The sequence below is a fragment of the Nocardioides sp. LHG3406-4 genome (assembly GCF_049897745.1).
Classification (GTDB): domain Bacteria; phylum Actinomycetota; class Actinomycetes; order Propionibacteriales; family Nocardioidaceae; genus Nocardioides.
This window is the reverse complement of sequence record NZ_JAFCWV010000005.1, coordinates 211,916-222,581: the sequence shown is the minus strand read 5'-3', so window position 1 is coordinate 222,581 and position 10,666 is coordinate 211,916. Positions and strand designations below refer to the sequence as shown.

The 10,666-nt window shown below is 61.2% G+C and carries 4 protein-coding genes; all 4 read left to right on the top strand.

The window, feature by feature from the left end:
- Positions 1-84: 84 nt before the first annotated feature.
- From ACP7BP_RS17910 to ACP7BP_RS17895, 4 genes are read left to right on the top strand one after another with little or no spacing between them, the layout of a single operon-like run.
- Positions 85-3,153: a BPTD_3080 family restriction endonuclease gene (locus ACP7BP_RS17910; RefSeq protein WP_426246549.1), complete on the top strand. Its 3,069-nt coding sequence runs from the start codon at positions 85-87 to the stop codon at positions 3,151-3,153.
- Positions 3,143-5,866 carry a site-specific DNA-methyltransferase gene (locus ACP7BP_RS17905; protein ID WP_426246548.1) on the top strand — a complete coding sequence of 908 codons (2,724 nt, stop codon included), beginning with the start codon at positions 3,143-3,145 and terminating at the stop codon, positions 5,864-5,866. Before ACP7BP_RS17910 ends, ACP7BP_RS17905 begins: the two co-directional genes overlap by 11 nt.
- Complete coding sequence (locus ACP7BP_RS17900; RefSeq protein WP_426246546.1) at positions 5,863-7,617, top strand: ATP-dependent nuclease; 1,755 nt, start codon at positions 5,863-5,865, stop codon at positions 7,615-7,617. The genes ACP7BP_RS17905 and ACP7BP_RS17900 overlap by 4 nt, the downstream gene beginning before the upstream one ends.
- Positions 7,614-10,418: an ATP-dependent helicase gene (locus tag ACP7BP_RS17895; protein WP_426246545.1), complete on the top strand. Its 2,805-nt coding sequence runs from the start codon at positions 7,614-7,616 to the stop codon at positions 10,416-10,418. Before ACP7BP_RS17900 ends, ACP7BP_RS17895 begins: the two co-directional genes overlap by 4 nt.
- Positions 10,419-10,666: the final 248 nt, after the last annotated feature.

Sequence of the window (10,666 nt, the reverse complement as noted above, 5' to 3'; positions counted from 1 at the left end):
GGGCCTGCGTCAGCGGAAGGGACCCGCGAGGCGCCCGATCTCACTAGGGTGGGACTTCAAAGGAGTCGACAGGAATGGGTGCGCATGACGGGGACGATTGACAATCCCATCCTCAACACGCCTTACGAGCAGCCAGATCGCCACTACGCCATCGGCCCTCAGGGACCGACAGGAGAGATCCGGGATGGCCGACGTCCGAGCGAGTCGTTCATTCCGATCGCGGTCAGCCGGAAGGGTAAGAAGGGCGGAGACGGCTCTGAACAGGAGGGCTTCGACTTCGATGCGACCCGTGAGCGGCGTGAGAAGAACAGCCTGATCAACGACATCCGCCGCGACGTTGACAAGTGGCGCCGCGACGGGCAGTACGCCGGTGTCACCCCGATCTCCCGGAAGCTCCTGCAGCACTGGGCCGACCCGACCCGAGAGAACCGGGTCATCTTCGCTCAACGTGAGGCGGCCGAGACGGCGATCTTCCTCACCGAAGTCGCAGGCCGCAAGGAGTGGCCGACGGACTGGCGCAAGCGCCTCGAGCCGGAGAACGAAGCCCACAACAACGGGCTGCCACGTGCTGCCCTCAAAATGGCTACCGGTTCGGGCAAAACCATCGTCATGGCCATGCTCATCGCCTGGCAGACCCTCAACAAGCAGTACGCGCCGCGCGATGCTCGCTTCACCAACCGGTTCCTGATTGTCGCGCCCGGCATCACCATCCGCGACCGACTCCGCGTTCTCTTCCCCGAAGACGGCGAGAACTACTACGACCTGCGTGACCTGGTCCCCTCGGACCTCAAGGGTGGCCTCGACAGCGCGCGAATCGTGATCACCAACTACCACTCGTTCATGCTCAGGGATGCCAAGGAGATCAAGGGCATCGCAAGAAACACGCGGCTCCTCCTCAAGGGCGACAAGAAGGTCGACCCATTCAAGGAAACGCCCCAGGCGATGGTCAGCCGCGTGCTTCGGGACCTGGGCAGTGACAAGCAGCAGATCATGGTGCTCAACGACGAGGCGCATCACTGCTACCTCGCACGCCCAATCCAGACGGGGGAGAAGCGCGACAAGGAGCAGCAGGCCGAGAACCAGAATGCGGGCGTCTGGTTCAAAGGGCTGGAGGCCATCGCCAAGCGCGTCGGCATCAAACAGGTGTGGGATCTTTCGGCAACCCCGTTCTACCTGTCGGGCAGTGGATACAACGAGGGCTACATCTTCCCGTGGACCGTTAGCGACTTCTCCTTGATGGATGCGATCGAGGCCGGCATCGTGAAGGTCCCAAGGACCCCCGTCGACGACGACGCTGACGAGGACCTTGTCACCTACCTGCGGCTTTGGGACTACGTCGGACAACTCCTCCCGAAGCGCGCAGCCAAGGACAAGGTCAAGGACTGGCTGCCGCCGAAGGAACTCGAGGGCGCGCTGCGCAGCCTGTACCGCAGCTACGAGAAGGCCTATCGGCATTGGAAGACCGAACTAAGCCAGTCCGGCCAGACCCCGCCCGTCTTCATTGTCGTCTGTCCCAACACCGTGGTGAGCAAGCTGGTCTACGACTGGATCGCTGGGGAGGCGATCGTCGAAGACGGCGAGATCCTGGCGCACAGGGCAGGCAACCTTCCGCTGTTCAGCAACGTCGTCGATGGCCAACCGGTCGCACGTCCTTTCAGCATCCTTATTGACTCAGCGCAGCTTGAGTCTGGCGAGGCGCTCAAGGACGACTTCAAGAAGGCAGCCGGTCTCGAAATCACAAAATTCAAGGCCGAGTACCGCCAGCGCAACCCTGGCGCTGATGCCGAGAAGCTCACCGATGAAGACCTCCTCCGCGAGGTCATGAACACCGTCGGAAAGCAGGGCAAGCTCGGCGCAGACGTCCGCTGCGTCGTCAGTGTCTCGATGCTCACCGAAGGCTGGGACGCCAACACGGTCACCCACATCCTCGGAGTCCGAGCGTTCGGCAGCCAGCTGCTGTGCGAGCAGGTCGTCGGCCGTGGCTTGCGGCGCCGCAACTATGCGACCAACGACGAGGGGTACTTCGAACCGGAGTACGCCAACGTCTACGGCATCCCATTTCAGTTCATCTCGAGCGACAAGCCCACCGTTGACCCAGCTCCGCCCAAGCCATCGATCGAAGTGTGTGCACTCGAGGGCCGCGAGCACTTGCGGATCAGCTTCCCGAAGCTTGACGGGTATCGGGTGGAACTGCCAGACCAGGACATTTGGCTCGATCTGGAGAAGGCTCCGGTCTTCGAGATTGGCCCGAACACCGTGCCCACATGGGTAGAAATGGGTGGCGTGGTCGGACAACGCGAGTTCGAGGACGGCGACCCGACAACGTACCGACCCCAGCAGGTGGCGTTCGCGCTGGCAAAGCGCATCCTGGACGAGCAGTTCACGTCGGCTGGCGACAAGCGACCGTGGCTCTTTCCGAAGCTGGTGCAGATCTGTCAGGACTGGATCGAGCAGCGAGTTGAACTAAAGGGCGACTACACCTTGGGCTACCTGATGACGATCACCGAGGCCCGGGTGCTGGCGGCCGAGCAGGTGTGGAACGCCATCACTCGGCACGTCGGCAACCGACGTGAGCGGCTCCGCCCGATGATCAACCGTTTCGATCCGGAGGGGTCCACGGGCGAAGTCGACTTCATCACCCGGAAGCGAGTGGTCAGAGTTGAAAAGTCCGAGGTCTCCCACGTCACCCTCGATGGCAAGGACGGCAACACCTGGGAGCAGCTCATGGCCAGCGAGCTTGAGCTGAACAAGAACGTTCACGCCTTCGTCAAGAACGACCACCTCGGCTTCACGATCCCGTACGTCCACAAGGGCCGCAGTCACTCCTACATTCCCGACTTCCTCGTACGACTTAACAAGCACGGTGACTCAGACGTCGAGCGCACCCTCATCATCGAAGTCTCCGGCAGCCAGAAGAGCCCCGGTCCGACGCAGCAGAAGGCCACAACGGCTCGCGACTCCTGGTGCGTCGCCGTGAACAACCACGGCGGCTTCGGACGATGGGGATACATCGAGATGACAGACCCCAATAGCTTCAAGGTCCGGATCGCTGACGCCATCCAGGCCTTGTACGACGACGCGCCGATCATCGGCGACCCTGACCTTCTTGACTTCAACGAGACGCACGCAGATAGGAGCGCTCGTGGCGCGTAACGTCCCCAAGGGCCAGACCCCCGTCAGTTCGATCACCCACGACGAGAAGCGGACCAACATCCCCACCGCCGACGCGATTGATTTCCACGACAGCCCGGTGCTCGAGGAGATCCGCCAGGTCCGCTACACCCGGGACGAGTCGCTTGACCCTCAGCTCGTGTGGCGCGGGAAGTACCCGGCTGCTGATGACCTAGGGAACTACGACGAGGACCTCGTCACGGACGCCCCGCCGATCTACATCCAGGAGAAGATCGACCCGCGGGTCTTGATCGAGAATCTCCGGCGCACTGCCGCGAGGCCCGAGGACGAGCCCGAACTCGCCCTATTCGACTCCTTCGACGGCCTCGACGACCTCCAACAGGTTGAGTTCTATGAGCACGACGCCAACTGGTCGAATCGAATGATCCTCGGTGACAGCCTTCAGGTCATGGCCTCGCTAGCCGAACGGGAGAAGCTCCGTGGCAAGGTCCAAATGGTCTACATCGATCCGCCATACGGCATCAAATTCAACTCCAACTGGCAGATTTCCGTGCGAAACAGGGATGTCCGTGACGGGAAACTTGAGGACGCGGCCCGCGAGGTCGAGCAGATCAAGGCCTTCCGGGATACCTGGGCGTTGGGGATCCATTCGTACCTCGCCTACTTGAGAGACCGGCTACTCGCGAGCCACGAGATCCTGAGCGAAAGTGGTAGCTGCTTCCTGCAGATCGGTGACGACAACGTCCACCTCGTCAGATCACTTATGGATGAAGTCTTTGGGCCAGAGAACTTCATCAGCATCATCACACTGAAGAAGGCGAGCGGTGCGACGACGGAGTTCCTGGGCGCCACTACGGACTTCGTGATCTGGTACGCAAAGAACCGCGAGGTTGCGAAGTTTCGGCAGCTCTACAAGGTGAAGAACCTGTCGCAGGAAGTCCCCGGGTACGACATCGTCGAGTTGGCAGACGGAACGCGTCGACGAATGACTGCCGAGGAAAGGGCTGGGCTCGCCCGGGGCGAGGCACCAGGCAGGCGACTTCAGATGACGATTCTCACGAGCCAAAGCGCGGGACGCGAAAAGGGCGATGGCGCGGCGTCGTGGTTCCCGGTCGAGGTCGACGGGCGCACATTCCGCCCGTCGATGACTGCGCGATGGAAGACCAGCGAGGTTGGGATGAACCGACTCCTCGCGGCCGGTCGCGTTGGAATCGCAGGAAACAATATTCGCTACGTTCGATACGTAGACGATTTTCCGGCCGTCGCGGTAACCAATCTTTGGGAAGACGTTCAGCAGGGCAGCGGTTCGGACAAGATCTACGTGGTTCAGACCGGCACAACGATCGTCGAGCGATGCATGCTCATGTGCACCGACCCGGGAGACCTCGTGCTCGACCCAACCTGCGGGTCGGGAACAACGGCCATCGTGGCTGAACAATGGGGACGCCGGTGGATCACCGTCGATACTTCACGAGTGGCGTTGGCGCTTGCCCGTCAACGGATCATGGGCTCGCGCTACCCGTGGTACCTCCTGTCCGATTCAGCTGAAGGTCACAAGAAGGAGCAGACCCTGACTGCTCAGGTTCTTCCTCGGGTGGAGTTCAGCAACGACATTCGACACGGTTTCGTCTATGAGCGAGTTCCTCACATCATGCTCAAGTCGATTACGAACAACCCTGACATCAAGGAGGGGATGAAGCGCGAGGAAATCGACGCGGCGATCAAGCGCCACGCTGAATTTGAGGTGTTGTACGACAAACCATTTGAGGACACGAAGAAGGTCCGGGTCGCTGGACCCTTCAGCGTCGAATCGCTAAGCCCCCACCGGGCGCTCTCCTTCAAGGACTGGGATGAGCCGATTTCCGAGACCGAGGCGGCGAAGGACGCCGATGCGCCGAACTTCGAGCAATCCATCCTCGACAACCTAGCCAAGGCCGGCATCCAGAACGGCACCAAGGCCGAGCGGATCAAATTTGCCGCATTCGAGACCTACGCCGGCTCGTACATCCAAGCCATCGGCGAACAGGTTCCGACAGGCGATCACGCGAAGCCCGCGCGTGTGGCCATCGCGGTGGGTCCGCAGTACGGCACGGTCAGCTCGTCCTACGTGAAGAACGCTGCCAAGGAAGCCATCAGGGCTGACGATGTCGACCTCCTGTGCATCCTCGGCTTCGCGTTTGACCCGAATGTCATGAACGTGACCGAGTCCGATGGTGTGACCGTAGAGGCGTCCGACGAGGGCTTCGCCCAGGTCGAGGGAGCACGCCTGCTGGGCAAGCTTCCGGTGCTGATGGTGCGGATGAACGCTGACCTTCTCATGGGGGAGGAACTCAAGAAGACGGGAGCGGGCAACCTCTTTACGGTCTTCGGTGAGCCAGACATCGACATCAGCAAGACCACCGACGGCTACGTCGTCGATCTCAAGGGTGTTGACATCTACGACCCGACGACGGGTGAGGTGCGGAGCAACGACACCAGCCAGATCGCCCTCTGGATGATCGACACCGACTACAACGGTGAGTCGTTCTTCGTCCGCCACTGTTACTTCACGGGTGGCAACGATCCTTACAGAAGGCTGAAGACGGCGCTCAAGGCCGACGTCGACGAGGACGCGTGGGAGTCGATGTATCAGACAGTCTCGCGGCCCTTCCCAACGCCCTCCGAGGGCAACAAGATCGCAGTGAAGGTCATCAACGACTACGGCGACGAAGTCATGAAGGTCTTCGAGGTATGAAACTGACCCATGTCCGCATCAAGGACTTTCGAAGCTTCGTCGGTGAACACGATTTCGACCTGACGTCTGGCGTGAACTACTTCGTCGGGCCTAACAACAGCGGGAAGTCGAATCTGATCCGGGCCATTGAGCTGGTGCTGGATCCTGACGCTGAGTACATGGCAGACCGCGATCGACCCGCGTCGACCGTGGGCGTAGGTCAACCTCGCGTCACGCGAATCACCCTCACCTTCCATATCGGTACGACTGCTCCGGAGTCGACACTGCTTCGACGGGCCAAGAAGTATGAGCTTGCGGTCAAAAGGGGGAAGGCCGGCAAGACGTATGCCGTTGATCGCGAGGTCAGGATCGTGGCCTCGTTCGCCGGTGGCGTTCGCCAGACAACGTTCGGCGCTCGAGGCGCTGGAGCTGCGTCACTTCCGGCGGACAGTGACGAGCACAAGAAGCTCGAAGAGCAGATGCGGAGCGTCGTTCGTTTCGCGGTCATCCACAGTGGAGAAGACTTGGAGTCTCTACTGAGTGGCAAGTTCCGCGACATCTTGCAGCTAGTAATTGGCGATCATCTTGGTGACGCGCTGGCCGAGGCGGAGGAGGCGCGCAGCAAGTACCTGCAGCACCTCCAAACGAAGCTTCTGGAGCCGCTGCGTATGCAGGTGCGCGACCGGGTCTCAGTCATCTTCCCCGAGGTGACACTCGCCGAACTCGTTCCCGATGTTCCTACGGTTGAACGAACACTCTCGTCGGTGGACGTCCGCTTGGGCGACGTCATCATGACCGGGCTCTCCGACAAGGGCACCGGCCTGCGTGGTGGGGTGCTCGTCGCCATGCTGCAGTACCTTGCCGAGCAAAGTAGACGCTCGCTCGTGCTCGCGGTCGAGGAGCCGGAGGCGTTCCTTCACCCTGGAGCGCAGGAGGCGATCCGTGACGAACTTGGGGCTCTGGCAAAGCGCGCTGATGTGACGCTCTTGGTGACCACTCATTCGCCATACGTCATCTCGCGCGATGCAGAGGCACTCGTGACAGAAGTAGGGAAGGCGACGGACGGTGGATCGAGCCGGATCCGTACTGCCGCGGGAGATAGCAGTCACGCTCAGGTACTCGGTTCTCTGTACCGCGACGCAGGCATGGCTGCGGTTCTCGACCGATCATTGAATATCCCAGTTGGATGCAGGGGCGTCGTAATCACTGAGGGCTACACCGACGGGGTCTTCATACGTACCGCGTGCGAGGCCGCCGGCCGGTCGGAATTGATGGACGGTCTCCACATCATCGATGCAGGAGGTGCGAAACGGATCATCGTCCAGGCTGTGCTCGCGCGTGCGGCAACCGACTTGCCTGTCGTCGCAGTGCTCGATTTCGATGACGAGGGCAAGCGTGCTCAGGGGCAACTTGAGGCTTTCGGCTGGTCGAAGACTCGGGAAATCGTGAGCCTTGGCACGTGGGCCGGCAGGTGTAAACACAACCATCAGGCTGAGATTGAAGACCTGATTCCTCATAGCATCGCGGCGAAGATCATCGATCAACTCGGGGAGCCCATCGCTGTGACGGCGAAGCGACAGTGCGATGGCGTGTGGCATTACGAGTTCAGCGAGGCCTGGAAGCAACGTGCGCTCGAGGAGTTGCCAACGCTCATGAAGGCGCATGACAGCGCCGACCTAGTTTGGCTCGCCGAACAGTTGAACGAACGACTCGGGAAGGTTCAGGCTGCGAACGAGTCGGCGGCTCAGCACCTGGCCAAGGTGCCGAAATGACGGCGTACACCGCTGCACAGGCCGCTGCCATCGCTTGTTTGGACGAGCCCCTGCAGATCATTGCCTGTGCCGGGTCCGGCAAGACGCAGGTCATCTCGCAACGCGTTGCCGAAATCCTGAAGCAGCCCGGCGTTGAGCCGCGGAACGTCATCGCCTTCACATTCACAGAGAAGGCGGCGGCTGAACTCAAGGAGCGCATCCATACGGTGCTGGAAGCCGAGGGCGTCAGCACGCAGGGCATGGCGGAGATGTACCTCGGAACCATGCACGGCTACGCCCTTGATCTGGTGCAACGACTAGTACCCGAGACCTTCAAGTTTTCGGTCCTGACAGACATCACAAACCGGCTCCTCGTCGACCGCAACAGTCGCAAGTCGGGTCTCGCCGAATGTCCGACTCTCTCGGCGGGGACGCCACGGTTGCGCAGATTCGTGCACTCGAAATTATACATGCAGGCGACCAGCGTGCTCAGAGAAGACACCGTCGACGAGTCACTCGTTCCGGCGGGCGTTCTCAAGTCGCACTGGGACTACATGAATCTCCTCTATGACAACTTGTACTTCGACTTCACCGAGATGATCAACCTTGCAGTGCAATTCCTAGAGGGTGACCCGGACGAGGATGATGCAGCGCGACTTGTTCAGAAACACATCAGCGATGACATTCGCTACGTAGTCGTCGACGAGTACCAAGACGTCAACCCGCTTCAGGAGCGCGTCGTCAAGGGCATGACACAGTTTGGCGCCAACCTCTGCGTGGTCGGAGACGATGACCAAACGATCTACCAGTGGCGCGGGAGTGACGTCGGCAACATCGTGACGTTCAAGGACCGATACGCCGGGGTCCGACAGGTCACGCTGGACGACAACTTTCGATCTAGCGAGGGTGTCGTCGAGGTTGGTCGATCGGTAGCCGAGCTCATCCCAATCGGCGCCCGCCTCCCGAAGGCGATGGTCGCGTCTGGGCACCAAGGGTTCGACCGCGGTGACCTACTGGCCCTCGAGTTCACGGATCCCGAGGCCGAGGCTGCGTCGATCTGCGATCGCCTTCAGGCAATGCGCGGAGTCGCGTTCACGGACGGGCCTGACGCCGAGCCCCGAGGACTTTCATGGTCCGACTGTGCCGTGCTGTTTCGCTCGGTAGCTCGGGACGCCGGCCCCCTCGTCGACGAGATGAGAAGCAGGCAGATCCCCTACGTCATCAAGGGTCTGAATCGTCTCTTCGACAGCCCCGAGATCCATGCGATCGTCGGGGTCTTCCGCTATGTGGTGGCCGAGATCGACGCAGCGGCACTTCGCAGCCTCTTTGAGGACGCCGACTTGGTCCCAGCCACTGGCGATTGGGCAGCGGCGATGAGGGTCTTGAACGAGGGCCGCGACTTCGATCGCGGTGAGAGGTGGGGCGTCTACAACATCCAGCGGCTCTACCTCGAGTTTCTCGAAGCACTGCGGCTCCGCGAGGACACCGTGCCTGGGGACCCCGCTCGCGCCGAACTTGTCTTCTATCAACTCGGGAAGTTCAGCCAGGCAATTTCGGACTTCGAGGCGATCTACTTTAACACCGACCCCGCCCAGAAGTACAAGTCGTTTGCTGCTTGGCTGGAGTTCCAAGCACCCGATTACTACGCCGACGCCGATGCCGACGTGGGGTATGCCGCGCCTGACGCCGTCGTCATTTCGACGGTCCACCAGGCCAAGGGCATGCAGTGGCCGGTCGTGTTCGTCCCGTGCCTTCGTAGCAACCGATTTCCCGCGAAACGCCAAGGCGGTCTCGGCCTGTTCCACGTCATTCCTGACACTGCAGTCGCGGGTCCGGATCGCTACAGGGGAACCATCGAGGACGAGACTCGTCTGTTCTACGTTGCGGTAACCCGTGCGCAGAAGTACCTGTTTGTGTCGTACTCGCCGGTTCCGGGCAACCGCCTCTATGGGCGGCGATCGGCGTTCTTCGATCACTGCGCAAGGCAGAGCTGGTTCCTAACCCGGGATCCGGGAGCGCCGGCCCCATCGCTGGAGCCGCATGCGAAGCGAGAGATCGCGAACGTCACGTTGTCGTTCTCGGAGTTGAAGTACCTCTTCGAGTGCCCTTACCAGTTCAAGCTCAGGTTCCTCTACGGCTTCAACCCGCCGCTACATGAGGCGCTCGGGTACGGGAAGGGACTCCACGACGCTCTCGCCGAGGCCCATAAGCGCGCGCTGGAGGGGGACCTGCTGACTGCGGCCGCGGCCGAGGAACTAGTGGACCGACACCTGCATGCGCCATACGCCTATCCAGCGTTGAAGGCGACGTTAAGGGCTGCTGCCATCAAGGCTGTGGAGCGGTATCTCAATGAGCACGGGGCCGACCTCGAACGCACCGTCCACAGCGAAAAGCAGATCCAGGTGCACGTTGCTCCGGGCATCACGGTAGACGGCAGGATCGACTTGGTCAGGCGCCTCGACAGTGATGAGTTGGCCATCGTTGACTTCAAGTCCACCGCTCGCGCTCAGGACGAAGACGTCACCCGGGATCAGTTGCACGTCTACGCAGTCGGGTATGAAGAGCTCACCGGTCAGCGAGCTGATCTGATCGAGGTGCTGAACCTTGACGAGCAAGGCAAGACGATCCGCGAGCTCGTCGAGGATCCGCTCCTCACTGCTGTCCGCGGGCGCATCAAAGACGCCGGCGACTCACTCCGTGAGAACGACTTGCCCAGGCTCCCGATCTGGGATGACAAGTGCACCAAGTGCGATCTGGCCGAGTTGTGCCGCGAGGTCCCCGCCGACGACAGGAAGCTCCGTCGCGCCGCATCTGGGAGGTAAACGCACTGTCGGTGCCAGTGGCCCCCAACGGTCCAACTGAAGGCCTCGTCCCGGAAAAGGCGGTCGGCTTGAGCTTGGGTTCAGCCATTGATCATAATCGCGACTGCCATGCAGGGTCGGTGTCTTCTGCCTCGAGTACAGCCGATCCCTCTAGCGGCCAAGACGATACCGGTGCTGACGAGATCTTGGGTTCGAGGCCCTGCCGCGCTCGCTTCTCAACTGCCAGGTAGTGGCGCCAAACCAGGACA

What these genes read in the sequence shown, in the direction of transcription:
- ACP7BP_RS17900 (WP_426246546.1), top strand. Translation starts at nt 5,863, where the DNA reads ATGAAACTGACCCATGTCCGCATCAAGGACTTTCGAAGCTTCGTCGGT.
- ACP7BP_RS17895 (WP_426246545.1), top strand. Translation starts at nt 7,614, where the DNA reads ATGACGGCGTACACCGCTGCACAGGCCGCTGCCATCGCTTGTTTGGAC.
- ACP7BP_RS17910 (WP_426246549.1), top strand. Translation starts at nt 85, where the DNA reads ATGACGGGGACGATTGACAATCCCATCCTCAACACGCCTTACGAGCAG.